Origin of the sequence: Paenibacillus terrae (genome assembly GCF_000943545.1) — a bacterium.
GTDB lineage: Bacteria > Bacillota > Bacilli > Paenibacillales > Paenibacillaceae > Paenibacillus > Paenibacillus terrae_A.
Genome location: NZ_JTHP01000004.1, coordinates 97,710 through 123,522 on the forward strand (window position 1 = coordinate 97,710; position 25,813 = coordinate 123,522).

Annotated in this window: 28 protein-coding genes; all 28 read right to left on the bottom strand. The window is 47.7% G+C overall.

Annotated elements, in window-relative coordinates:
* Positions 1 to 2: 2 nt before the first annotated feature.
* Entirely contained in the window at positions 3 to 272 is a 270-nt protein-coding gene (gene fliQ / locus QD47_RS03785) for a flagellar biosynthesis protein FliQ (protein WP_014281093.1), read from the bottom strand.
* 37 nt (positions 273 to 309) lie between these two features.
* The gene (gene fliP / locus QD47_RS03790; protein WP_014281092.1) at positions 310 to 1,065 is read right to left on the bottom strand and encodes a flagellar type III secretion system pore protein FliP; all 756 of its coding nucleotides are present in this window, start codon (positions 1,063 to 1,065) and stop codon (positions 310 to 312) included.
* Positions 1,062 to 1,595 (bottom strand): flagellar biosynthetic protein FliO, encoded by a 534-nt coding sequence (locus tag QD47_RS03795; RefSeq protein WP_044644861.1) that lies wholly within the window; start codon positions 1,593 to 1,595, stop codon positions 1,062 to 1,064. The genes fliP and QD47_RS03795 overlap by 4 nt, the downstream gene beginning before the upstream one ends.
* A gap of 12 nt (positions 1,596 to 1,607) precedes the next feature.
* Complete coding sequence (locus QD47_RS03800) at positions 1,608 to 1,973, bottom strand: response regulator (protein ID WP_014281090.1); 366 nt, start codon at positions 1,971 to 1,973, stop codon at positions 1,608 to 1,610.
* Positions 1,974 to 2,002: 29 nt separating this feature from the next.
* Positions 2,003 to 3,310 carry a flagellar motor switch phosphatase FliY gene (fliY, locus tag QD47_RS03805; RefSeq protein ID WP_044644862.1) on the bottom strand — a complete coding sequence of 436 codons (1,308 nt, stop codon included), beginning with the start codon at positions 3,308 to 3,310 and terminating at the stop codon, positions 2,003 to 2,005.
* Positions 3,300 to 4,298, bottom strand: coding sequence for a flagellar motor switch protein FliM (gene fliM / locus QD47_RS03810; RefSeq protein WP_044644863.1), 999 nt, complete (start codon positions 4,296 to 4,298; stop codon positions 3,300 to 3,302). Before fliM ends, fliY begins: the two co-directional genes overlap by 11 nt.
* 42 nt (positions 4,299 to 4,340) lie before the next feature.
* Complete coding sequence (locus QD47_RS03815; protein WP_014281087.1) at positions 4,341 to 4,814, bottom strand: flagellar basal body-associated FliL family protein; 474 nt, start codon at positions 4,812 to 4,814, stop codon at positions 4,341 to 4,343.
* Positions 4,811 to 5,035 (bottom strand): flagellar FlbD family protein, encoded by a 225-nt coding sequence (locus QD47_RS03820; protein ID WP_014281086.1) that lies wholly within the window; start codon positions 5,033 to 5,035, stop codon positions 4,811 to 4,813. The genes QD47_RS03815 and QD47_RS03820 overlap by 4 nt, the downstream gene beginning before the upstream one ends.
* 60 nt (positions 5,036 to 5,095) lie before the next feature.
* Positions 5,096 to 5,905 carry a flagellar basal body rod protein FlgG gene (gene flgG, locus QD47_RS03825; protein ID WP_044644864.1) on the bottom strand — a complete coding sequence of 270 codons (810 nt, stop codon included), beginning with the start codon at positions 5,903 to 5,905 and terminating at the stop codon, positions 5,096 to 5,098.
* 105 nt (positions 5,906 to 6,010) lie between these two features.
* A complete protein-coding gene (locus QD47_RS03830; protein WP_044644865.1) occupies positions 6,011 to 6,391 on the bottom strand; it encodes a TIGR02530 family flagellar biosynthesis protein in 381 nt (126 codons plus the stop codon).
* Positions 6,384 to 6,920 carry a flagellar hook capping FlgD N-terminal domain-containing protein gene (locus tag QD47_RS03835; RefSeq protein WP_044644866.1) on the bottom strand — a complete coding sequence of 179 codons (537 nt, stop codon included), beginning with the start codon at positions 6,918 to 6,920 and terminating at the stop codon, positions 6,384 to 6,386. Before QD47_RS03835 ends, QD47_RS03830 begins: the two co-directional genes overlap by 8 nt.
* A gap of 18 nt (positions 6,921 to 6,938) precedes the next feature.
* The gene (locus tag QD47_RS03840) at positions 6,939 to 8,405 is read right to left on the bottom strand and encodes a flagellar hook-length control protein FliK (protein ID WP_044644867.1); all 1,467 of its coding nucleotides are present in this window, start codon (positions 8,403 to 8,405) and stop codon (positions 6,939 to 6,941) included.
* Between the two features lie 27 nt (positions 8,406 to 8,432).
* Positions 8,433 to 9,416 carry a MotE family protein gene (locus tag QD47_RS03845; RefSeq protein WP_044644868.1) on the bottom strand — a complete coding sequence of 328 codons (984 nt, stop codon included), beginning with the start codon at positions 9,414 to 9,416 and terminating at the stop codon, positions 8,433 to 8,435.
* Positions 9,417 to 9,463: 47 nt separating this feature from the next.
* On the bottom strand, positions 9,464 to 9,907 hold the full coding sequence (gene fliJ, locus QD47_RS03850; protein WP_044644869.1) for a flagellar export protein FliJ: 444 nt from the start codon (positions 9,905 to 9,907) through the stop codon (positions 9,464 to 9,466).
* Positions 9,908 to 9,917: 10 nt separating this feature from the next.
* Entirely contained in the window at positions 9,918 to 11,237 is a 1,320-nt protein-coding gene (gene fliI / locus QD47_RS03855) for a flagellar protein export ATPase FliI (protein ID WP_044644870.1), read from the bottom strand.
* Positions 11,224 to 12,060 (bottom strand): FliH/SctL family protein, encoded by an 837-nt coding sequence (locus tag QD47_RS03860; RefSeq protein WP_044644871.1) that lies wholly within the window; start codon positions 12,058 to 12,060, stop codon positions 11,224 to 11,226. The genes fliI and QD47_RS03860 overlap by 14 nt, the downstream gene beginning before the upstream one ends.
* On the bottom strand, positions 12,053 to 13,069 hold the full coding sequence (gene fliG, locus QD47_RS03865; protein ID WP_044644872.1) for a flagellar motor switch protein FliG: 1,017 nt from the start codon (positions 13,067 to 13,069) through the stop codon (positions 12,053 to 12,055). The genes QD47_RS03860 and fliG overlap by 8 nt, the downstream gene beginning before the upstream one ends.
* Before the next feature lie 11 nt (positions 13,070 to 13,080).
* Positions 13,081 to 14,667, bottom strand: coding sequence for a flagellar basal-body MS-ring/collar protein FliF (gene fliF, locus QD47_RS03870; RefSeq protein ID WP_044644873.1), 1,587 nt, complete (start codon positions 14,665 to 14,667; stop codon positions 13,081 to 13,083).
* A 35-nt stretch (positions 14,668 to 14,702) separates the two neighbouring features.
* Positions 14,703 to 15,017, bottom strand: a complete 315-nt coding sequence (gene fliE, locus QD47_RS03875) for a flagellar hook-basal body complex protein FliE (protein WP_014281075.1) — start codon at positions 15,015 to 15,017, stop codon at positions 14,703 to 14,705.
* Between the two features lie 39 nt (positions 15,018 to 15,056).
* The gene (gene flgC, locus QD47_RS03880; protein WP_014281074.1) at positions 15,057 to 15,509 is read right to left on the bottom strand and encodes a flagellar basal body rod protein FlgC; all 453 of its coding nucleotides are present in this window, start codon (positions 15,507 to 15,509) and stop codon (positions 15,057 to 15,059) included.
* A gap of 6 nt (positions 15,510 to 15,515) precedes the next feature.
* On the bottom strand, positions 15,516 to 15,923 hold the full coding sequence (gene flgB / locus QD47_RS03885; protein ID WP_044644874.1) for a flagellar basal body rod protein FlgB: 408 nt from the start codon (positions 15,921 to 15,923) through the stop codon (positions 15,516 to 15,518).
* Positions 15,924 to 16,330: 407 nt separating this feature from the next.
* Positions 16,331 to 17,731, bottom strand: coding sequence for an ATP-dependent protease ATPase subunit HslU (gene hslU, locus QD47_RS03890; RefSeq protein ID WP_044644875.1), 1,401 nt, complete (start codon positions 17,729 to 17,731; stop codon positions 16,331 to 16,333).
* Positions 17,732 to 17,767: 36 nt separating this feature from the next.
* Positions 17,768 to 18,310 (bottom strand): ATP-dependent protease subunit HslV, encoded by a 543-nt coding sequence (hslV, locus tag QD47_RS03895; protein ID WP_014281071.1) that lies wholly within the window; start codon positions 18,308 to 18,310, stop codon positions 17,768 to 17,770.
* Between the two features lie 26 nt (positions 18,311 to 18,336).
* Positions 18,337 to 19,677 (bottom strand): FADH(2)-oxidizing methylenetetrahydrofolate--tRNA-(uracil(54)-C(5))-methyltransferase TrmFO, encoded by a 1,341-nt coding sequence (gene trmFO / locus QD47_RS03900; RefSeq protein ID WP_044644876.1) that lies wholly within the window; start codon positions 19,675 to 19,677, stop codon positions 18,337 to 18,339.
* Between the two features lie 27 nt (positions 19,678 to 19,704).
* Positions 19,705 to 21,807 (bottom strand): type I DNA topoisomerase, encoded by a 2,103-nt coding sequence (gene topA, locus QD47_RS03905; RefSeq protein ID WP_044644877.1) that lies wholly within the window; start codon positions 21,805 to 21,807, stop codon positions 19,705 to 19,707.
* Positions 21,808 to 22,024: 217 nt separating this feature from the next.
* Complete coding sequence (dprA, locus tag QD47_RS03910; RefSeq protein ID WP_044644878.1) at positions 22,025 to 23,143, bottom strand: DNA-processing protein DprA; 1,119 nt, start codon at positions 23,141 to 23,143, stop codon at positions 22,025 to 22,027.
* Positions 23,144 to 23,372: 229 nt separating this feature from the next.
* Positions 23,373 to 24,302 carry a succinate--CoA ligase subunit alpha gene (gene sucD, locus QD47_RS03915; protein ID WP_044644879.1) on the bottom strand — a complete coding sequence of 310 codons (930 nt, stop codon included), beginning with the start codon at positions 24,300 to 24,302 and terminating at the stop codon, positions 23,373 to 23,375.
* A 49-nt stretch (positions 24,303 to 24,351) separates the two neighbouring features.
* The gene (sucC, locus tag QD47_RS03920; protein ID WP_044644880.1) at positions 24,352 to 25,512 is read right to left on the bottom strand and encodes an ADP-forming succinate--CoA ligase subunit beta; all 1,161 of its coding nucleotides are present in this window, start codon (positions 25,510 to 25,512) and stop codon (positions 24,352 to 24,354) included.
* Positions 25,513 to 25,813 lie beyond the last annotated feature (301 nt).

Consider the following 25,813-nt stretch of genomic DNA (forward strand, 5'->3'; position numbering starts at 1 on the left):
GCCTAACCTATATATTTGTACAAATTGTCCAGAATGTTAAACGTAAAATCCACTAATGTCGTCAATATCCAAGGTCCGAACAAGAGCAATGCCAGTAATACGGCGACAATCTTCGGAACAAATGCCAAAGTCTGCTCTTGAATTTGGGTTGTCGCCTGAAAAATACTGATAATCAAACCGACGACCAGTCCCAAAATCAGCATAGGAGCGCTAACTTTAAGCACTGTGTACACCGCTTGTCCGGCAAGGGAAATAATAAACTCCGAAGTCATTGCCGTCCTCCTTGATTGCTGTCCCTGTGGGAAATATTCATGTGTTAAAGCTCAGAAGCAATGATTTGACGACCAGATACCAACCATCTACGAGCACAAACAGCAGTATCTTAAAAGGAAGCGAAATCATCACCGGCGGCAGCATCATCATCCCCATAGCCATGAGCGTACTCGCCACCACAATGTCAATAACCAAAAACGGTATAAAGATCATGAAGCCCATCTGAAATGCTGTCTTTAACTCACTAATGGCATAAGCCGGAACCATCACCGTTAATGGAATATCCTGGTAGTCTTTCGGTTTTTCCATCTTGGTGTATTTCATAAAGAGCAGTAGATCCTTCTCCCGTGTATGAGAGAACATAAAGGTCTTGATGGGTACCGCAGCCTTGTCCAGCGCCTGAGACTGTGTCAAATCCCCCTTGAGATACGGCTGGAGGGCAGTTTCGTTCATAGCTGAGAACGTCGGCGCCATAATGAATAAGGTAAGAAACAGAGCCAGCCCGACAAGCACCTGGTTAGGTGGCATCTGCTGAGTCCCCAGCGAGGTGCGAACAAAGCCCAGCACGATCACAATTCGCGTAAAGCTCGTCATAAGCACAAGCAACGCGGGCGCCACACTGATGACAGTAATAAGTAAAATAATAGACAGCGAGGTGGCACCGGGCTGTCCTTTATCCGAGTTGCCGACTTGAATATCAATGTTCGGAATCGGTTCCGCAGAGGCCGCCGTCACCGAAATGAAGCTGAACAAGACAAGCAGCAAACATGCAAGTATAATCTTTTTTCTCATGAATCTCCCGACCGATCTGTAGTATTCTCCTCATTGCGCAGCTTTTCGAGTTTATCCTTACGATTCGGCATCTGCCGAAGCTTGGATTCGAACATCTCGTGAAAAGACGTTTCCTCTTCAGGCTGCTGCTGTGCCGCGGTGTTCCGGCGAAGCTTATCCGCAATTTTAGCGAATAGCGGGGCAATCGGGCCGCGCTGCAGAGAAGCTTCCTGCTCCAGTGCGGCCAAAATTTGCTCCACTTCTTCAGGATCGGATACTTTGTCAACAAGCCGGATATCTTCTCCCACACCAATGAGGTACACACTGTTGCCAACTTCAACAAGCTGAAGGGATTTGTTGGGGCCCAGCCCCACGCCTCCCAGTATGCGAACGGAGCGGTTGCTGAACCAGCTCTGATTTCTTTTACTCAAAAACCGTATCAAGTACACGATCAGTACGATGATAAAGATCAGCACGAAAAGGACCCAGGCAATGTTGCCTATATTGCTGGATGTACTCAATGCGTCAGAGGCACCCTGTTGTGTATCCATACCGGATGCGCCTTACACACCCAGTGTTTTGTTGATGGCTTCGATAACCCGATCCGATTGGAAAGGCTTAACAATAAAATCTTTTGCGCCTGCTTGGATAGCATCAATAACCATCGCTTGCTGACCCATCGCGGAACACATAATTACCTTTGCGTTCGCGTCAATTTTTTTGATTTCCTTCAGAGCGGCAATGCCGTCCATTTCGGGCATCGTAATATCCATCGTAATCAGGTCCGGACGAAGCTCCTTGAATTTTTCAATAGCCTGTGATCCATCCTGGGCCTCTCCTACTACTTCATATCCATTTTTGGACAGGATGTCCCGAATCATCATTCTCATAAATGCAGCATCGTCCACGATCAAAATACGGTTTGCCATCTGAAATAAATCCTCCCTAAATTATGCTATTATTGTAATTTTTGAATACGGTCCCATTGGCTTACAATATCCGTCACACGCACGCCGAAGTTCTCATCGATTACGACAACCTCGCCTTTGGCAATCAGTTTGTTGTTAACCAGAATGTCTACTGGCTCCCCGGCAAGCTTGTCCAGTTCAATAATTGAACCTTGTGAGAGCTCTAGAATATCTTTAATTTGCTTTTGGGTCCTTCCTAATTCTACGGTGACTCTAAGGGGAATGTCCATCAATAAATTTAAATTGTTTTCATCCACTTGCGCAAATGCACCGGATTGCAAATTTGAAAATTGTACAGGCTGCACATTTACATTTCGTCCCGGTATCGAACCATAATGATGTGGCGCTCCATAAGGGGCCTGCGGTGGTGCACCTCCAGGCATTCCATAACCTGGTGCTCCCTGCTGACCGTATCCAGGGTCTTGAGGGTACATAGGCGGTTGCTGTCCATAACCTGCATCCTGCGGCGTCTGTACAGGCACCTGTGCGGCTACAGGCGGCTGTTGATACGTTAGTGCGGGTTGCTGTTGCGGAATCTCAGTTTGTTGCGGCACTTCTGGAGCGGCCGTTGCAGCTACTTGCTGTGCGGAGGCTTGCGGTTGCTCATCTTCCTCTCCGCCATTCATCAGAATGCTCACCATCTTTTTAGCGAAATGCACAGGCAACAGTTGCATCAATGTAGAGTCAATCAGGTCACCGATCAACAAACGGAAGGATACTGTAATCAACGTCTGTTCGTCTGGCAGGCTGGATACTCCATCACCATGCATTGGATCCAAAATATCAATTCCAGGTGGAGAAATATTAACAAAACGGTTAAACATAGTAGACATTGAGGTTGCCGACGAGCCCATCATCTGGTTCATCGCTTCCTGCACAGCGCTGATATGAATTTCATTCAATTCTTCATCTACCGGATTTCCTTCACCGCCAAGCATCAAATCCGCTATGACCTGCGCATCACGCTTTTTGATCACGAGCGAGTTAATACCCTCAAATCCATCTACATAATTCACATGTACCGCTACGTGCGGCTTAGGAAAAGTTGTTTCGAATTCAGAACGGGTAATAATTGAAACTTTAGGGGTTGTAATATCAACCTTTTGACCGAGCAGTGTGGAAAGAGCTGTCGCTGCGCTGCCGAACGTAATATTACCGATCTCTCCGAGAGCATCCTGCTCCAGAGGAGTCAGAAAATCGTCAACGGTCTTGTTGGCGGGAGTAGAATCCGTGCCCGCTTCAGACTGTTTCAGCAGGGCATCAATTTCCTCCTGGGACAAATAGTCTTTACTCGTCAATTTCTTCAACTCCTTCGCTGACAATTTCATCAATCTGTACGGCAACACGATCTTTTACCATGCCGGGACTTCCCAAAAATTTCAATTTTTCGCCCACCCGGATGGAGAGCCCTTCCTTGACGGGTTTGTTCAATGAAATGACATCCCCCACCGAAAGGCCCAAAAACTCGGCCACATTTATTCGGGATTCACCTAGCTCGGCAATAATGGGAAGTTGCGCTTTCGTGACCCGTAATCTCAAGGCGTCAATCTCTTCAGGCGCCCTTGATTTCTTTTCGGATGTAAACCACTGGTGCGTGGACAGTCTAGCCATAATCGGCTCCAATACCACGTGCGGGATACAAAGGTTAATCATCCCTGTGGTATCACCAATTTTGGTACTAAGTGAGATTAGGGCAATCGTTTCATTTGGTGAAACAATCTGCATAAACTGCGGATTGGTTTCCATTGCCTCCAAACGCGGTTCAATATCCAATACCGTTTTCCAAGCCTCTTGCAGGCTGTCAAAGGTACGGCTAAAAATCCGCTCCATGATTGTCGTCTCAATTTCTGTCAACGCGTTAACCTTGGACGGCGCTGCTCCGGTTCCTCCGAGAAGCCTGTCCAGCATTGCAAAAGCTACGTTCGGGTGAACCTCAAGCACCATGCGTCCTTCCAGCGGCTCAGCTTCAAAAATGTTCAAAATGGTCATTTTTGGAATGGAGCGAATGAATTCATCATAAGGAAGCTGCTCCACCTGAACGACATTAATTTGGACAAACGTCCGGAGCTGTGCTGAAAAATAAGTGGTCAGATACCGCGCAAAATTTTCGTGTATCCGCGTCAAACTCCGAATATGATCCTTGGAAAACCGAAGCGCTCTTTTGAAGTCATAAGCGCGAACTTTCTTTTGGGTATCTTCCTTTTTAAGTTCTTCCGCATCCATTTCACCGGACGATAGAGCTGCTAAAAGGGCATCAATTTCCCCTTGCGACATTACATCCACCAATGTTATTCACCCCCTTACATGTTCTGACAAGTTCACCTGGAATCAAATGGCTGCCAGCAAAAAGTCTGTAATTTTGGCGTTCCCCAGGTGACCTTCAGGGAGCGACTTGTTGATGAGATCCGTCAGCTTGTCACTGAACTGGTCCCGGCCTTTAGCTGTTCTGAGCTCATCAGGCTTGGTGTCTGCAAGTAATTGAATAACGATTGGCTTGATACTGATGTCCTTGATTTTTTCAAAAGATTCCTTTGCTTTAGCATCGTTTAATTGAAAGGAAAGGTTCATTTGGACAATATAATCAGCGTCTGCCAAATTTGTTTTGATACCGGTAATTTCAGAACTCACTTCCACTAATTCATCTGCTGACAGTCGGGGAAGCTGTTCTGCTTGAGCGGCTTGCGCATTTGGAGTGGCTTCCGACTTCTTCCCACTAAGCGCTGGTATAAGTACAAAGGCCGCACCTGCAATCAAAGTAATCGCGAGTAAAATTGTAATGAGCCATGGCAGCATCTTTTTCATTCGTCTTCCTCCATTTGTTGCACTTTTATCGTGGCGGCATGTATGCCGATTTCACGGCTGTAACCCTTGATCAAGGAGACGACATCTGCCGCTTTTTCCAATACAATCAACCGTTTCCCCGTCACTAAAGTGACGTATGTATCCGGCGTTTCCTCCACAGTCTCAATGAGCAGAGCATTAAGCCACATAGGCGAGCCGTTCAGCCGCGTTAACGGGATCATCGTAACACCAACCTCCTGATAGGAGCGGGGAAGCCTTTACTTCCCCGCGTTTAGATGCGATTATCGTTTCAAGTTTACAACTTCCTGAAGCACTTCATCCGAGGTCGTAATGATGCGCGAGTTCGCCTGGAAGCCGCGCTGCGCCACGATCATTTCGGTAAATTCACCTGTCAAATCGACGTTGGACATTTCCAGCTGGCCCGCAATGATAGCACCCCGGCCCTCCGAATTGGCTACTCCAGGCTCAAGTGCATCAATATTGGAGTTAACCGTGGTACGGTACAAGCTACCGCCGATTTTCTCCAACCCTTCCGGGTTTGTGACTCTGGCAATACCAATTTGCGTGCCATTGTCTACTGTGCCATCATCCAATTGTTGTACAATCGTACCGTCCTGCGAGATAGAGAACGATGTAACATTGTCAGCAAGTGTGATCGGATCCCCACCCGCGTCTCCTACGAAAAACCCATCTGAGGTAACCAAATTTCGGTTTGCATCCACGTGAAAATCACCCGCGCGAGTCAGATAAGGAACTTCCTGTGCATCATTCATTTTGACCAGAAAAAATCCGTCACCGTTAATCCGCAAATCTGTCGGATTGTTCGTAGTCATGGCACTACCTGGAAGATGAAGTGTATCAATCGAACTGACCGATACCCCTAAACCGACCTGCTTGGCGTTTTGCCCCGCAGTAGTCGTTGCGTCCGGCGCACTTGCGCCCGAACTCGTTTGGCTCAAAATATCCTTGAACATGACACGGCTGGACTTGAAGCCTGTTGTATTTACGTTTGCAATGTTGTTACCGATAACGTCCAGCTTTGTTTGAAAGCCCTTCATACCCGATACACCCGAATACATTGATCTCAACATTGAGTATAAATCCTCCTCTGAATGCTTGCTCGATTAACCGCATCAGTCGATCCGCGGCTTCTTCATGGCTTTCCTGCTCGGGCCAGCCACTTCTTGCTAAATTTTCTATGAAATAATAACGGCACTATCAATTTGCGTAAATACGTTATCCTGCATGGATTGCTTATCCATCGCGGTAACTACTGTCCGGTTGGGTACACTTACGATCAACGCCATATCCTGCATTAAAATCAATGATTCTTTGGCGCCTTTGGCAGCTGCTTTATCCACAGCGGAGTTAATCTTCGCCATCTGGTCACTTCTCAGTTCTATCCCCCGCTGCTCCAAACGCTTTGCTGCATGATTGCTCAGCTTGAGTACTTGATCCTGCAACACCTGTCCGAATGGCCTACCATCCTTCGGTACCGTGTTTACCCGGTTCTGCGAGATTGCTGCTGGAGGGACATTGGCGGGAAAAAGACGTCCGACCGTTATCCGGTCATTCATGTGTCTCACCACTTCCAGTAGAGGAAGAAGTTGTAGTATCCGATGTCCCTGCCGAGGAAGCCGTTGTTTGAGCCTGGCTTACCGATGTCACATCTTTCAGGGCTACCTCTGACTTTCCGATTTTGGCATACTGTACACCGTCACGAATAACGATGGAATCCACGATTCCACTTTTCACCGCACCTGCGCCCGTTTCACCCGTAATTGAATCCTTCTTACCTGCCTCGATCCAGCTGACTTCTTTTCCAATCAAACCGGAGGATATTCCTAAAGACTGTCCCAACGTATTCAACTGGGTAGAAATGTTCATCAACTGCTCCACGGAAGAAAATTGCGCCATTTGCGCGATAAATTCCTTATCTTCCAGAGGCTGCATTGGGTCCTGGTTTTGGAGCTGGGTAATTAAAATTTTCAAAAATTGATCCTTACCCATCGTTTTGGTATCCTTGGCGCTTGCCGTTTTGACGTTATTCACGTTGTAATTCGGCCAGACGTTACTGGTGGATACATTATTGTCCGCAGTCGTCATTGTGTTCTCACCTCCATGCTACGCTTGTGCTGTAAAGGAGCCTGTCCGATTTACATCATCTGTGCGTTGTTCTGCTGTCCAATTGCGGAGTTCCTCCGCCATTTCAGCTACCTTTAGAGCATCCTCGGCTTCTTCTCTACTCCGCGACTTGGAACGTTGCTCGGATTGTTGCTGCTGATTTGCACCTGATCCACGGCCATCCTGATACATGTGGGAAGAGAGTGATTCATTTTGCGTCACTTCCACTTTATCTACCTGAATACCCTGGCTTTGAAGACTTGCACGCAGCTGTGACATTTGCTGTTCAAGCAAATCCTTAGCTCCACTGTGCTCAGTCATGAACTGGGCGACCAAGTGCCCATTCTGCATCGTCAGTTTAACTTCCAGCTGTCCCAAATGATCTGGGCGAAGCATGATAGTCGCTTCCGTTAACCCAGAATGTTTCACGATATCAAGCTTTTGCACTACAAATTCCGTCATTTCCTTAGCAAATTGTCGTACATGTACAACAGGCTGCGCCGGAGCGGAAGGAGTTGTGCCTTGCGTCTGCACCGAAAGCTGGCCTGCGGTCGTAATCACAGAAGTTTGACTGTCGGTCGCTGCCGGATCAGACTGCTCGGTTACGTCTACTACTGCACCAGTTTCATCCGTTGGAGTGGCTTTAACAGCGGCTTGAACATGAATATTAGCTGATGAACGTTGTCCTTCTGTACCTTGCTGGCTTGTCCCACCTTGACTCGTCTGCTGCTCAGTAGCAACAACCTGTTTGTCTGTAGAAACAGCCGTTAATGTCTGAGTGCCATTCGCCCGATTCGCGGAAGGCTGAACTGCTTGTGAATCTGCGCCATCAGCAAGCTCCACAGCTTTTAGTACGCCGGTCCACTGCTCATCGGAAATAGCTCCCGTACCAGCCGTCGTATTTTGAAGCGATTGTAACAGCTGTGTAATCTGGGACTTTTGGTCTCCCGTAGCCTGATTCGCTACATTTGCAAGCTGTGACAAAGCATCCTGTAATGCAAACCGAATGGTAGCCGGATGAGCTGCCAAAGCCGTTAAGCCTGTCGCCTCATTCGTTCCTGCCCCGTCTGTTTGCTGCTCCGCTCCACCGCCTAAAAACTGCTGTACTTGCTGAACCCACGACTGGAGAGCTGCAAACAAGGCTGGATCAGCTGTTACCTGATCATCCAGCTTTTCAAGATTTTGCAGTAATGGAGCCAATGTCTCAACAAGCGGTTCTGCTGAAGCTTCTGTCGATTCTCCGGCAGCAATCAACGGCAGCACCATAACTAATGGAGATTTCCCAGCATCTGTGCTTGTAGAACCCGTTTGCCCGCCAGTCATCATTTGTGTAAGCGTCTGATTAAAAGCACCGCCTGTGGCTCCTGCTGCTGCCGTCCCTGCTGTTGAAGTTGTCGCTGTACTAGCTGTGCTACCAGCCGTCTGACTGGAACTGCTGAGAGATACACTTTGAGAAATAAGTGTCATTTATTTTTTCACCTCCCTTCATTCAAATCACTTGCTGCCCATCAGCTTGTTCAAAATTTTCGCCGTCTGTGCAGCATCCTTCGCAGACATATTTTGCAGTAAAGAAGCACGTGTCGAATCATCTACTGTATTCAATATGTTCAATGCCTTGTCCGGACTGATTTTGTAAGTTTGTAAAATAAGCTCGGCACCACTTTTCTTGTCCATGGAAGCGAATGTACTGCTAATTTGAGTGTTTTGCAGATTTTTACTCGTTGTTCCCGCTGTAGTGCTTTGGTCCTTTTTCAAGCGGGACTGCAACGCAGCCACCGACAAATCGGTAGATGGTGTTACGTTTTTCAGAGCCATAGTGATATCGGCCGCCTTTTTAGCATCCATCTTTTGTAAAATCTTCGCACTGTTCGCTGGGTCCATGTAGCTTAGTAGTTGTACCGTTTCTTCGGTGGTCAAGTTTTCCATAATCGGTGCTGCTTTACTTGCCGTCATTCCTTCATACATGGAAGCAAGGTCTCTGGCCTGTTTTACATATGGGTCTTCATTCGCTGTTCCGTCTGCCGCTTGCGTACCTGTCTGTCCCTGCTGACTGGTCTGCGACTGTTGTTCCTGTTGCGTTTGCAGCGTATTGACCTGGTTTTGTAGCTCTGTAACCTTTTTATCCTGAGTCGTTTTGGCATCACTAGCTTTTTTAAGTTCTTCTGTCTGCTTGGCCAAATCTGCCTTAAGCTGCTGGATAGTGGCTTCGGAGCTTTGGGACTGGGCTTTCTGATCAGCCTCTTTGCTCTTGGCAACCTTGTCTTCCGGTTCAGGAATCCAATTCTTCACAATCGGAATCTTGTTTCCCAATGAAATCATTTCACTTCTGAAATCCATGTTGAACAGTGTAAGCAGGACCCCGACCAGAACGATTGTAAAAACAATCGGAATCAGGAAAAACATAAACCGTTCAAATCCCCCGCCTGACTCTTTTTCCAAATCCATATCCAGTTCATTTTCTGCTAAATTCCGTGCCATCGTCTTCCTCCTCAGGCAGCTGATATGCGTATCCTGTGACTTTCCGCTTACCGGGCTTTCATGGCAAATCTCACGGAAGCCATTTCATCCAGCTCGTTCTGCTCGCGCAGGAGCATTTCCTGTTGGAATTTCACGTTGGCCTTCTCTCTTGCTTTCAGCCAAACTTGTTCATCCAGCATTTTATCGGTCAAAACGGTTTGTTTGCTTTGCACATTTTGCTGCGCATATTGAACGTCCCTATGCTTGCGTGTGATACATTGATCCAGATGATTGACGTAAGCCTGTAATTCCTGAATGGTAGAGAGCGGCGCGCAATCCTCGGCAGCCTTTTGAATGGCTGATATGACCCGATTCCTTTCGCCTAATAGCTGTATCAATGTCTGCTCCTCAGCCTGCAATTGTCCGACAGCACTGGAAAGCAGCCATTCGGCCTGTGACTTTTCGTTGGTTTTCAAGTCTACAACTTTCTGAAAGGAATACTGAAATCTCATCGTTCAACCTTCATCTCCTCGTAAATTCAGAAATCAAACGCTCACGAACCTCGTCCAGCTCAACCTTTTCATCCGTTCTTTGCCTTGTAAAATCCCATATATCCCGTATGCGATCCATGGATTCGTCAATTTCTGCATTCGAACCCTGCTGATAAGCCCCAATGTTAATCAGGTCCTCTGAATCTTTATAAACCGCCATCAGGCGCTTAATATTCTCGGCAGCGTCAATCTGGTCACGTGGTGCAATATCCTTCATGACCCGGCTAATGCTGGCTAACACATCAATTGCGGGAAAATGTCCTTTATTCGCTATCCCCCGGTTGAGCACGATATGCCCATCCAAGATCCCGCGCACCGCATCCGCGATGGGTTCATTCATGTCGTCACCATCGACCAACACCGTATAAAAAGCGGTTATGGAACCTGTAGGCCCGGTTCCCGCACGCTCCAGCAACTTGGGCAAACTGGCGAATACGGAAGGGGTATAACCCCTCATCGCCGGTGGCTCCCCGACTGCCAATCCTACTTCACGTTGCGCCATCGCATACCGGGTAACCGAGTCCATCATCAGCATGACGTTCAATCCGCGATCACGAAAGTATTCAGCGATCGTCGTTGCAATGAGCGCACCCTTAATACGGATCAACGCGGGTTGGTCGGAAGTTGCCACGATGACTACTGAACGTTCAAGCCCTTCCGGACCCAAATCCCGTTCAATAAAGTCCAGCACTTCGCGTCCACGTTCCCCGATCAGAGCAATTACGTTCACATCTGCTTCCGTATTACGGGCAATCATTCCCATTAGGGTACTCTTACCTACACCGGAGCCTGCGAAAATACCGACCCGCTGTCCTTTACCGATGGTAAGCAATCCGTCAATGGCTCGTACACCGATACTGATCGGCTCCTGCACACGCGGGCGACTCAGCGGATTCGATGGAATGTTGAAGGTCGAGTATCTCGCCATCCGTGAGGGAATCAACGAACCATCCAATGGTTGGCCCAAACCATCCAGCACTTTGCCTAACAGCTCCGATCCCACCTGCACGTTCAATGGCTTCCCTGTTCCTACGACATCACAGCCGGGACCAATGGATTGCAGTTCTCCGAGCGGCATCAAAAGTACCTTGTTGTCTCTAAAGCCTACAACTTCCGCTTGCAGTGGCTTAGCCGTTTTACCCGGATAAATGTAACAAACATCCCCGATACTGGCGTCCGGACCTTCCGATTCCACCATCAAACCGATAACCTGTGTCACTTTGCCGTTTACCCGAACCGGGTCTATTTGTCGCAAATGATCCATGTAGCGCTGCGCATTAAGCCCCTTCATGTCTTCGCTCCTCGTTCTCATGTGCCAGACGCAGCAGTTCCTTTTTGATCTCAGCCAGTTGTGTATCTATCCGTGCATCCACACTTCCAAAGGAAGAACGAATAACACAGCCGCGATCCTTCACAGTTCCATCAGGAATAATTTGCAGTTCTGCCTGCGAATCGACAGTTAATGACAATTCTTCGCGTGCACCTTGCACAAATGCGAAATGCTGAGGCGACACACACAGCGTAATTGTTCCTTTTTCCCGCTTACGAGCCAAGTTTTTACGAATGAGCTCAATTGTATATTCAGGCTCAATACTAAGCTGTTTTTCAATAACTTTCTCAGCAATAGCACTACTCAGCTCGACCAGAAAAGGCTCAGCCTCCTGAATCAATTGCTCCTTGGTCTCATAGGCCTGACGCAAAATATCCTGCGCTTCTGCCATCATCTGTTCCGATTTCACCTGAAGCTCGGCCTCAGCCAACTTTTGGCCTTCCTCATAGCCTTGCTGAAACCCGTCAGCCTTTAAGGACTCTGTTAACTGCTCGTCCTGCTCACGGCGTTCCTGCCACCAGGTTTCAATCTGCTGCTGCGCCTCCTGAAGCATCCGTTCCGCTTCTTCAGCCGCCTCACGAACCTGCCGTTCGGCAAAATCCTTGGCATCATTCAGCATTTCATCCCGGAGCCGTTCAGTCTCGTAATCTCTCTGTGGTTCCGGCTCCATATGTTCAGTTGTGACTTCCTCGTCCGACGTTTCTGGCGCATACGTATGTGCCACATCAATGGTTTTCAAAGCTTCAACAGGCACATATTGGAAAGATTTGATCAAGTTAGACAATGATGTCATCTCCTCCGCCGCGTGCGATTATAATCTCACCGGCCTCTTCCAATCTGCGGATCGTCGATACGATGCGAGTCTGCGCTTCTTCCACATCACGCAGCCGTACCGGTCCCATATACTCCATTTCCTCTTTGAAGGTTTCTGCCATCCGTTTCGACATATTTCGGAAAATCACATCGCGAACTTCTTCGCTGGACACTTTAAGCGCCAGCTGCAAATCGGCATTGTCGATATCGCGGATAATACGTTGAATGGAACGGTTGTCCACATTGACGATATCCTCGAATATGAACATTCTTTTCTTGATTTCCTCGGCCAGTTCAGGGTCCTGAATTTCAAGCGAGTCGAGGATCGTGCGTTCGGTCCCTCGGTCTACCCCATTCAAAATCTGAACAATGGACTCGATACCACCTGCATTCGTGTAATCCTGCGTCGCGGTTGCTGACAGCTTTTGCTCCAGCACACGTTCCACTTGTGAAATGACTTCCGGCGAAGTGCTGTCCATTACAGCGACACGCCGAGCTACCTCAGCTTGCTTTTCCTGTGGCAGGGACGACAGAATCGCCGCTGCCTGCTCAAATTGCAAGTACGAGAGCACGAGAGCAATCGTCTGTGGATTTTCGTTCTGTATAAAGTTCAAAATCTGGTTTGGATCAGCCTTGCGGGCAAAATCGAACGGTCTCACCTGCAATGTCGCCGTCAGACGGTTAATGACCTCAACTGCTTTTTGCGACCCGAGTGCCTTTTCCAATATCTCTTTGGCATAATTGATGCCGCCTTGGGAAATGTACTCCTGAGCCAAACAAATTTGATGAAACTCAGCCATAATCGAATCTTTTTCCGTAGCATCGACCTTCCGCACATTGGCGATTTCCAATGTGAGTTGCTCAATCTCTTCGTCACGCAAATGCTTGAATATTTGAGCAGATACTTCCGGCCCCATCGTGATTAGCAGAATTGCCGCTTTTTGTCTTCCCGTTAAACCTTGACTGCTTGCTTTTGCCAATGAACTCACCTCTATTCGTCAGCCAGCCATGTACGAAGCAGATTGACGAATTCGTCGGGTTTCTTTTTCGCCAGACTCTCAAGCTGTTTACGCACTTGACTTTCATTTGTCACACTTTCCATGGTAATGGACGGGAACTCCGTCGGTGTTGGCATAAGTTGCAGATCTTCATCTAATTCTTCTTCCTGCTGCTTACGACGACCGCGTACAATCAGGAAGATTACGCCTGCCAACAGTGCCAGTACAGCAGCCCCGATGCCCCATACCCAAGGGTTGGAAGCTGAGAAAAACGTGTTGGTGTTCGCTGGCACCGGTACGGTTTGAGAGAACACTGAAACTTTTTTAGCTAAATCAGCGTCTGTAATAGTAATGCCGGAATTCGCTAATGAAGCTCTTACGATATTAACCAAAATATTTTGGATTGCGGCCTGAGTTGCTGCATCCAAAGTTTGCTGCCCCGTTGGTGGTTCAACTGCTACATTAATGGTTAAATCTTTTACAGTGTACGGACTTTGGATAATATCCTTCGCAATTCGGTTAACTTCGTAGTTAATTGTGCTTGAGCTCTTATCTGAGCTTGTGTTGCCCGAATTGCTTCCTCCAGGGTAACCAGGTACATCCTGCGTTCCTGTTCCTGCGACTCCTCCAGTTTGTCCACTACTGCCAGTGTAGCTTTCCTGAATTTGCTGGGCGCTGATTTCAATGCCCTTCATTTTCGTTTGATCAACTGGTGTGACCAGTTGCTCTTTCGACGTTACTTTGTCGAAATTCAGCTGTGACATAACCAGCACATTCACTTTGTCTTCGCCAACAATTTTCGACAAAAATTGTTGGACATTATTCCTTACATCGCTCTCAAACTTCTTCTGCAGAGCCATGTTTTCCTCAACACCACTGGAGAGACCTCCTTGACCGCCCTTGGCCGTTGGAATCAGTTCATACTCCTTATTGGTGATCGTAATGTTTTCTACAGGCAAATTCGGCACAGCCGTCTTTACCAGATTAAAGTATCCGTCGATGGCTTGCTGATTTGGCGTAAAGCCCGGTTCGAATTCCATTTGAACCGAAGCAGAAGCTTTGTCTTTTTCTTCAAGCCCGGCAAAAATGTTTTCCTTCGGCATATTAATGACAGCTTTGGAGCTTTGGACACCATCCATCCGTTCCAACAATTGCTGCACTTCGCCGTTCAATGCGTTATTGTATTTCACATTGAACTCGTTCTCCGTCATGCCAATTGCCGAGGAGGACTGGTCAAAGGCACTCATGCCGATTGAACCCTTTTGAATCAGGCCCTGAGACCCAACATCTACCTTTGCCTTATCCGCGTTTGCGGTTGGGACTGCGATTTGCGTCCCGCCAGCATTGAGCTGATACGGAATACCCGCAGAATCGAGATATTTAATGACCCCGGCAGCATCGTTTGCGTTTAAATCCCGGAAAGCCACTTCATACTCGGTTTTGGTAAACTGCATCGTTAGCACTACAATGGCAATGATGATGAATGCCAATGTCGAAACAAGTAATATCTTCTGTTTTTTGCTGAAATTATTCCAATACCCGGAAATCTTATCCCGATATTGGGCGATTCTCTCGTTCACTCCGTCACCCCATCCGAAACTTTGCTAGATCCTCTTTACATCTGTGTACGCATGATCTCCTGATAGGCTTCAATCGCTTTGTTTCGGACTTGAGTAGTAAGCTGCAGAGAAAGCAGCGCTTGTTGGGAAGTGATCATGACCTGATCAACATCAACTTTTCCTGCCATGAACTGGTCGGACATCGTGTGTGTAGCGGCTTCCTGCTGCCCCACTTCATTGAGCGCATCCTTTAGGAACGAACCAAAATCCTTCAAGGATTCGGAAGGCGTCGCTTTCGTCAACTCATTGTTAGGCGATTGAATTTGCTGTATTGCCGGTGTCTGTACATTAAACATGGCGTTCTGGATCATGTTTTACTCTCCCTATTCTGTAGTTAGTAGTCCTGGGACTTAGCGACCGATTTCAAGTGCCTTGGAAACCATTGCCTTGGATGCATTCAGAGCTGTTACATTGGCTTCGTAAGAGCGTGTTGCGGAAATCATGTCTACCATTTCTTTCATAATGTCTACATTAGGCATATATACATAGCCATCTTTATCAGCATCCGGGTGACCCGGATTGTACACAGGCTTCAAAGGTGACTGATCTTCCTGTATTTGCGAAACCTTGACGCCAGCGGCACCCGTTCCATTTCCTTCCATTTGAGCCTGCAAAACATCGGCAAACCGAGATTGGTTAGGCTCCAAAACAACCGTTTTTCTCCGATATGGAACCGCTTGTCCATTCTCCACTTTTGCCCGGGTTGTCTCTGCATTGGCAATGTTGCTTGATATGACATCCATACGCAACCTTTGGGCCGTAAGAGCAGAGGCACTGATATCAAAGCCGTTGTTAATCTTCACCTGGTCCTATCTCCCTTCTACCGCTGTTCTCATCATTTTGATGCGTTCACTAATTTCTTGGATGTAGGTATTATATCTCAGTTGATTCTCAGCCATAAGGCTCATTTCTCTGTCGATATCCACGTTATTCATATTGTTGTTCATGACAGAATACCCATCTTTGGTGACCACAGCATCTGGAATGGAGTTCGCAGGTCCTATCTGAAAATGTTTCGCATTGGTTACTTTTCCACGTAATGGTGTCACGTCGCCACCCATTTGCTGCTGAAGCAATTCTTCAAATGAAACCTCTGAACGCTTAAAATACGGGGTATCCTCATTGGAAATGTTGTTGGCTATCACACGTTGTCTCGTATTTGCCGCCTGAACACCTGCCTGAAGTTTTTGAAAGCTCATATCACCCAGCAGATTCATTTAGCTCCTCCTTCCAGCGTCTACTCCAAAGTAAGATTCAATAAAACAAGATTTTTCACTTTTTTTCGACAATAAAATTTCATAATTATACATTTCTCTTAGGTCTTAAGTAGAAAATAATTGCTTTGTGTCATATATTCTAAGTTTCGTAGAGTTGGGACCTAATTACAATAAGAAAAAAGCCCTATCTTTTTTAAAAAAGAGGGCTTTCGATGCATAAAATGTTAAATTTTTCAGGTTTTTTTCAATGAAATGAATGTTTTCTTAGCACTTTGCACCTGTAAAAGATTATACGTCCTACTTTTGGAATAGACAGAAAAATCATCTAAGGGACGCTCATCTAGGTCTATGTGACGGTGCAAGATAGTGTTATTCTAGACAACGCAACCTATTTTAAAAGCTCCCGCTCATAAAATATACTGACTAAGGTCCCTGTTTTGGGCAATATCACCCAGCTTCTCCCGAACATATTCCGGGGTAATGATCATGCGGTCTAAAGTAAGCTCCGGAGCCTCGAAGGACAAATCCTCCAACAACTTCTCCAAAATCGTATGCAAGCGGCGCGCACCGATGTTTTCCGTGTTCCGGTTTACAGACTCGGCAATGCTGGCAATTTCACGGATGGCTTCCGCCGAAAATTCTACTTCAATCTCTTCGGTACGAAGCAAATCCGTGTATTGCTTGGTCAGCGCATTTTTAGGCTCTGTCAAAATGGATACAAATTCATCCAATGTGAGGCTGCTCAGTTCAACACGGATTGGAAAACGTCCCTGCAGTTCAGGGATCAGATCAGAAGGCTTGGCAACATGAAAAGCTCCAGCGGCGATAAAAAGAATATAATCTGTCCTTACCGGGCCGTATTTAGTCATAATGGTAGAACCCTCGACAATAGGCAAAATATCGCGCTGGACACCTTCTCTAGATACATCAGGACCACTGCCCTTGCCCTGACTGGCAATCTTGTCGATTTCATCAATAAAAATGATACCGGATTGTTCAGCACGTTTCACGGACTCCTGAATGACATCATCCATGTCGATCAGCTTGGCAGCCTCATCCTGAATTAGCACCTTGCGGGCTTCCTTCACCGGCAACTTGCGCTTTTTAGTCCGCTTTGGCAGAAAGCTTCCGAACATTTCCTGCATATTCATGCCCATTTGCTCATTTCCCTGCCCAGCAAACATATCCAGCATATTGGGTGCGGTGTCCTCCACATCAATCTCAATAACTTCATCCTCAAGCTTGCCGGACAATAGATCGAATTTAGCCTTACGCCGTTTCTCTGCCAAGGATGTGTCCTGTTGCGGGGGTTCTTCCTCTACCGAATTCCCGGTGTTATTGCCAAACAGCATTTCAAAAGGGTTGCGTTGGGATTTATTTAATTTCTCCGCAGGTACAAGAATACTGACAATCCGTTCATTCGCCATGTCCTCGGCTTTGTCCTTCACATTCTCCGTCCGCTCCGCTTTAACGATGCGAATCGAAGTTTCCATCAAGTCACGCACCATGGATTCCACATCCCGGCCGACATAACCCACTTCTGTAAATTTAGTCGCCTCTACCTTAATAAAAGGAGCTCCCACGAGCCGGGCCAGTCTGCGTGCAATTTCGGTTTTACCCACGCCCGTCGGACCGATCATCAAAATATTTTTGGGCACAATTTCATCCCGGATATCGTCCGGCAGCTTGCTGCGCCGATAACGGTTGCGCAAGGCAACGGCAACGGATTTTTTAGCCTGCTTCTGTCCGACAATATATTTATCCAGCTCGGATACAACTTGTCTGGGCGTCAACGATTGATTATTCATTTTGCACTCCTCCACCCTTGAATACTCAGAGCCGATTTACAGTTCTTCCACGATAATCTGATTGTTCGTATACACGCATATCTCCGACGCAACCTCCAGCGCTTCCCGGGCCATATCCTTTGCCTCCATGCCGGAGCCATGACGCTTGAATGCACGCGCCGCCGCCAATGCAAAATTTCCGCCTGAGCCGATCGCAAGCACATCATCGTCCGGCTCGATAATTTCACCACCCCCGGAAATGAGTAGCATTCCGGATTGATCCATAACAATCATCAAAGCCTCCAGCTTACGCAGGATACGGTCCTGCCGCCAGTCCTTAGCCAGTTCCACCGCGGCCCGCTGAAGATTGCCATGATGTTCCTCCAGCTTGTTTTCAAACTTTTCAAACAATGTGATGGCATCCGCCACTGAACCAGCAAAACCTGCGACCACCTGACCACGGTATAATCTGCGTACTTTTTTCGCCGTTTGCTTCATGACGACACTGTTACCGAACGTTACCTGACCATCACCGGCAATAGCTCCCTTGCCATTGTGGCGTACAGCACAGATGGTGGTAGCATGAAAGGACATATCCATAACGCGCTCCTCCTTTTCCTTCATCCTTATGCCTGTACTTCGGCTGACATAACTTCCGCTTCGTTGATGTAACCACGCAAGCTTTCCAGCGCACGGTTAGCAAGCGCTTCGTTCTTGTCCTTCTTGTTGCGAATACGCGTTTCCAGCTTTGGCAGCAGACCGAAGTTCGCATTCATCGGCTGAAAATGTTTGAAATCAGCGGTTGTGATGTAACGAGCCATACTGCCGAGTGTCGTTTCCGCAGGGAACACAAACATTTCTTGTCCACGCGCCGCACGCGCTGCATTCATTCCCGCCAGCAATCCCGAGGCCGCAGATTCCACGTACCCTTCTACTCCAGTCATTTGTCCGGCAAAGAACAGATTACTTCTGCCTTTGAACTGATAGGTCGGATGAAGCTGCTGTGGGGAATTAATAAAGGTGTTGCGATGCATTACACCATAACGTACAAACTCTGCATTCTCCAGGCCCGGTATCATGGAAAATACGCGCTTTTGCTCTCCCCATTTCAAATGAGTCTGGAAGCCAACCAGGTTGTACAGTGTACCCGCCGCATTATCCTGACGAAGCTGCACAACGGCATATGGCAGCTCTCCTGTATGTGGGTTCACGAGACCGACTGGTTTCATCGGCCCAAACAATGCCGTCTGCTTACCGCGCTGCATCATCACTTCAATGGGCATGCAGCCTTCGAAGTAAATTTCTTTTTCGAATTCCTTAACTTGTGCCACCTCAGCCGTAATCAGCGCCTCATAAAAAGCGTCAAATTCCGCTTCATTCATCGGACAGTTCAAGTAGGCTGCTTCTCCCTTATCGTAGCGGGAAGCCAGATAAACCTTACTCATGTCGATAGAGTCCTTCTCCACAATCGGGGCCGCCGCATCGTAAAAGTAAAAATACTCTTCTCCCATCAGCGATTTAATCTGTTCCGACAAAGCCGGAGAAGTTAAAGGCCCGGTAGCAATGACCACGATCCCATCCTGTGGAATTTCCTGAAGCTCCTCATTGACAACCTCAATAAGCGGATGTTGATGAAGGGTATCTGTAATATGGCCGGAAAATCCATCTCGATCCACCGCCAGCGCACCACCAGCCGGAACAGCATGACGATCTGCGGCATTCAAAATCAAGGAGTTCAATATTCTCATTTCTTCCTTCAGCACACCTACCGCGTTAGTCAAGCCGTTAGCCCGTAAAGAATTGCTGCACACCAGCTCGGCAAATTTATCTGTATGATGTGCCGGTGTTTTAACAACCGGTCTCATTTCATATAACTTAACAGGCACACCACGGCTTGCAATCTGCCAGGCAGCTTCGCTGCCCGCCAAACCTGCTCCGATGACCGTTACCTTTTGTAGTTCACTCACGTTTAAATCCCCCTGCTATTGTTGTTCTTATGAAGTCTCTACACCCTCGTCGCTATCTTCCAGCATTTCACTGTGATCGCAGACGGTACAGTTGAGCTTCGTTCCCTGTTTTGTACGTTTTTCGACCATTAGGCTAGCACAGCTTGGACAAGGCTTAATGGACGGTTTATCCCAGGATACAAAATCGCATTCCGGATAACGGTCACACCCATAAAAGATACGTCCTTTTTTACTCCGCCGTTCCACAACATGGCCCTCACCACATGTAGGACAATTGATCCCGATATCCTTGACAATCGGCTTCGTATTGCGGCAATCCGGGAACGCAGAGCAGGCCAGAAATTTACCAAAGCGTCCGAGCTTATACACCATCGGGCTGCCACATTTGTCACAAATGACATCGGATTCTTCATCCTTGATCTCAATTTCCTTCATTTCTTCCTCTGCCACTTCCAGACGCTTCTCAAACGACTCATAAAAGTCACTCAAGACCTTGACCCAGTCTCCTTCGCCTTCTTCTACGTGGTCAAGATCACCTTCCATATTGGCCGTGAATTCCACGTTCAGAATTTCAGGAAAGAATTCCTCCATCTGCTCGATGACCAGTTCTCCCAGCTCTGTAGGGAAGAACTTCTTCTCTTCAATGGCGACATAGCCACGCTTCTGAATAGTTTCCAGTGTCGGTGCATACGTACTCGGACGTCCGATACCCAGTTCTTCCAGCGTTTTCACCAATCGTGCCTCTGTATAACGGGGAGGCGGTTGCGTGAAATGCTGCTTCGGCTCAACCGATTCCTTTTTCAGCTTGTCGCCCGGTTTAAGCGGCGGCAGCAGCTTATCTTCTTCGGTTTTACCATCGTCATTCCCCTCCACATACACTTTCATGAAGCCTGGAAAACGAACCTTCGAGCCGGCTGCCCGGAATATAGTCTCACCCGCTTCAATATCAACGGACAAGGTATCCATAATAGCGGAAGCCATCTGGCTGGCCATAAAACGCTCCCATACCAGTTTGTACAAACGGAACTGATCCCGGCTCATAAACGGCTTAACCGTTTCCGGGTCACGCAACCCGGAGGTTGGACGAATCGCTTCATGCGCATCCTGGGCGTTGGCCGCTTTTTTGGAATATTGACGAGGACTTTCAGGTACAAAAGCTTCGCCATATTTCTGAATAATGAATTCCTTCGCTTCCTCTTGGGCCGAAACGGCTATTCGTGTGGAATCCGTACGCATATACGTAATCAGACCCACGGTTCCTTCCTTGCCCAAGTCCACACCCTCATACAACTGCTGGGCCACGGACATCGTTTTGGATGCACGGAAGTTGAGTTTCCGAGCCGCCTCTTGCTGCAAGGAGCTAGTCGTGAATGGTGGAGAAGGATTGCGCAAACGCTCTTTCTCTTTCACATCACGGACCTTGTAAGACGACTTACCGATAGCCTCCAGCACTTCTTGTACATCCGCTTCGCTGGAGAGCTCTTTCTTTTCGCCACGAAGCTGATGGAATTTCGCCTCAAAGGTACTGTCCTTAATCGCCAGTTTAGCTGTGATCGTCCAATACTCTTCAGGCACAAACTCATTAATCTCGTTTTCCCGGTCCAGGATAATTTTCACGGCAACCGACTGCACGCGCCCTGCGGACAAGCCCTTCTTTACCTTTTTCCAAAGCAATGGACTGATTTTGTAGCCGACAAGCCGATCAAGAATCCGCCGTGCTTGTTGGGCATTGACCAAATCCATATTGATTTTGCGTGGTGTTTTAAATGCATCCTTGACGGCCTGCTTTGTGATCTCATTAAATACAACGCGGCAGTCTGCTGTATCGTCCAGATCCAGCGCATGCGCCAAATGCCAAGCGATAGCTTCGCCTTCGCGATCCGGGTCAGCCGCTAGATATACTTTTTTTACTTTTTTTCTGGCATCCTTTAATTCTTTCAAAATCGAGCCTTTACCTCGAATGGTAATGTATTTGGGATTAAAATCATTTTCGACCTCTACGCCGATCTGACTCTTTGGTAAATCCCTGATATGACCCATGGAAGCCTTGACGATATATTTGCTGCCCAAGTATTTGCCGATCGTCTTCGCCTTGGAAGGCGATTCCACGATGACGAGTGAATCCGCCATAGGCTCTTCCTCCTCTCAATTACGTACAATTAGGATAGACTTCCTGAAATGTGGTGAGTTATAGCGCGGAGGCGCTCCGAGCTATAAAGTCAACACATTTCAGGAAGCGGGGAGGGAGCAGGAATCCGCTGTGCGGATAAATATCTAAACTCCCATCCCCGGATGTTTAATACTGAATTTATACAATTACTACATTAAGGATTTGCAAAATCAACTATTAAATAAGTTTGTATTTTGTACCCGCAAGCTGGGCGATCCTTTTTTTTATGATTAACGATAACAGAACTGAGTGTAAAAGTCCAAAATCCCATGCAGTTGCTTCAAGCAGTTCATCCAGTGTCATGGTTCCTTGCTCCAGCAAAAGCACGACACGCTTTTCCTCGGGTGTCTCACTCGCTGGTGCTTTGGAGACCCCATTCACATCCAAACCCTGCTCTCTATTGTATGAAGAAACATCCCTTATACGCAAATCGGCTACGTACTCCTCTACAATATCTGAAGCTTCGGTGACCGTTTTAGCGCCTTGCTTAATCAAACTTAACGTACCTCTGCTCTTCGGTGATGTAATCGGTCCCGGAACAGCGAACACATCTCGATCCGCCTCCAACGCAGCATCGGCTGTAATTAGAGAACCGCTTTTTACATCTGCTTCCACGACAACGGTTCCCCGTGTCAGACCGGCAATGATCCGGTTACGCTGTGGAAACATTCCCGGATGCGATCTGGTGCCTGGTGGATATTCCGATACAATCAAGCCTTTGCTCGCCATCTCTGCAAATAAAGATGCATTTTGGGGCGGGTAAATTTGATCAATCGCCGTTCCAAGCACCCCAATCGTATTGCCTCCCCGGCGCAGAGCAGCTTCGTGGCAAATACTGTCGATCCCTCTCGCCAATCCACTGACCACTGTAATGCCCGCATCACACAATCCCTCTGTCAGCATTTCGGCCGCTCTGCGTCCATAAGCCGTAGGAATGCGAGTCCCCACCATAGCTACAGAGCATGTATGCAGAAGTGAAATGTCCCCTTTTGTATACAATACCCAAGGCGCGTCTACCGTTTCCTTCATTAATAGGGGATAATCCTCATCCACATAAGTAATCACTCCGATATCGCCGGATCGAACCCGCTCATATCTTTCATGTACCCAATCTTCATCGTAACACTGCGCCGCTATACGGGCCTGAGTGGGATTTAATCCTACCTCAAGCCATTTCTGCTCGCTAAAATGCAGCAGTTCATCCAGTCGGTAGTCACTCGACCAAATACGCTGAATTGTTTTTCTACCGATACCCTCTAATTCATGCAAACCCAGCAAAAGCCATCTTTCTTCCAAACTGCGGTTCCCCCATTCACGGGAAGAGTGAACCCTCCCTTATTTTGTGGCACAACGTATCATTTTGCAAGCGTTTCCCTGATAAGCCTGTCCCAACGCAAAAAAAAGCAACCTTTTCATCCCCTGTTTAAGAAGACAAAAAGGTTGCTTACCTTTCTTTCATTATACACTAGCAAGCGGCAAATTTCGATGCCATTTTACAGCTTGTATATTAATGAAGAAACACGATTTAATGTGTCGTACATAAATGCAAAATACCACGTGCTTCCAGCACACTGACCAGCGTCGAGCCCATCTCGGAAGGAGTCGGTGCCACCTTGATACCACAGGCTTCAAGCGTAGCGATTTTCTCCTTGGCCGTTCCTTTTCCGCCGGAAATGATGGCGCCTGCATGCCCCATCCGTTTGCCCGGAGGCGCAGTCACACCGCCGATAAAACCGACCACCGGTTTCGTCATATTATCCCGAATCCACTCTGCAGCTTCCTCCTCGGCCGTACCGCCGATTTCTCCGATCAGAATGACAGCATGCGTGTTAGGATCTTCATTGAAGCGTTGCAAAATATCAATAAATTCCGAACCTTTAACCGGGTCACCGCCGATACCCACCGCGGAGGATTGTCCGATGCCCCGGGTAGTCAGCTGATGTACCGCTTCATAGGTCAGCGTGCCGCTTCGCGACACAACGCCTACATGGCCCGGCAGATGAATGTAACCCGGCATGATGCCAATTTTGCACTCTCCAGGTGTAATTACGCCTGGACAGTTAGGGCCGATCAGAACGGTCTTTTTACCTTCCATAAAGCGTTTGACCCTGATCATATCAAGCACCGGAATGCCCTCGGTTATACAAATCACGAGGTCTAACTCTGCATCCACAGCCTCCAAAATGGAATCCGCAGCAAAAGCAGGCGGTACATAAATAACACTCGCTGTCGCGCCTGTAGCAGCCTTCGCTTCGCTCACTGTATTAAACACGGGCAACTTGACCTGCTGTCCGTTCTCCAGCGTAATTTCCACCTCGGTGCCGCCCTTGCCTGGAGAGGTGCCTCCTACCATCTGTGTGCCATAATCAAGCGCACCCTTGGCGTGGAATAACGCCGTTTTTCCCGTAATCCCCTGTGTAATCACCTTTGTATGCTTATCGACCAAAATACTCACGATCTTCACATCCCCTATCGTTTATTCGGCATATCGGAATGCAAACAGGCTATTGAACAAGTTCGACGATTTTCTGGGCACCGTCCGCCATGGAATCAGCCGCCACGATATTCAAACCGGATTCCGCCAAAATCTGTTTACCCAACTCGACATTCGTACCTTCGAGACGGACAACAAGCGGACGTGTCAGCCCCAATTGCTTGGCAGCCTCCACCACACCGTTCGCAATGATGTCACACTGCATAATTCCGCCGAAAATGTTCACAAAAATGCCCTTTACCTTCGGATCGGACAAAATGATTTTGAACGCTTCGGTTACCTTTTCTGTCGTCGCACCGCCCCCTACGTCCAGGAAGTTGGCCGGATCGCCACCGTAATATTTGATAATGTCCATCGTCGCCATTGCAAGACCTGCCCCGTTGACCATACACCCAATATTTCCGTCCAATGCGATGTAGCTCAGATCGTATTTGGAAGCTTCGATTTCTTTCTCGTCCTCTTCGTCCAAATCACGCAGCTCCAAAATATCCTTGTGGCGGAACAGCGCATTAGAGTCAAAATTCAGTTTGGCATCCAACGCCAGCACATTCCCGTCACCTGTGACGACCAACGGATTGATCTCTGCAATCGAACAATCCTTGTCCACAAAAGCTTCGTAGAGCGCCTGCATGAACTTAACCGCCTTGTTCACCAGCTCATTCGGGATGTTAATGTCATACGCCAGTTTGCGCGCCTGATATACCTGAAGCCCAATCGCCGGATCAACAACCGCTTTAAAAATTTTCTCCGGAGTAGCCGCAGCTACCTCTTCGATTTCCGTACCGCCTTCTTCCGAGGCCATGATCACGACACGTCCGGTCGCACGATCCACGACAACACCGACGTAATACTCTTTACGAATATCGCAGCCTTCCTCTACCAAAAGGCGTTTAACCTCTTTGCCTTCAGGCCCGGTCTGATGTGTCACCAGCACCTTACCCAAAATTTCTGAAGCATAGGTACGCACTTCATCCAAGCTTTTGGTCACCTTCACACCGCCCGCTTTACCACGTCCACCGGCATGAATTTGCGCCTTTACCACCGTAACAGCGCTTCCAAGCGATTCTGCTGCAGCAACGGCTTCCTCCACCGTATAGGCAACCTTACCGTTCGGTACAGCCACTCCGTACTGCTTCAATACTTCTTTACCCTGATATTCATGGATATTCATTCTGGAATCCTCCTATCAACATGACTGCAACAAGGGCGGTTCACAAGGAAATCTATACTAAACCTACATCATTGTAACATGTTTTTAAAACGCTTTCCTTATAATTTAACCATATGAATTACAGTATTTTGATATCATTATCATTCCCAAAATCGAATGCTTGGATATTAATGGATATTCATTTTAATAGAATACAAAAAAGTACCTCTTCAAGTTCGGGATTTATTAAATCCGTATGAGAGGTACTTTAGTTCATTGGGGTATTCCTTCATCCAGCTACGGGCGGCTACATAACAAGAGA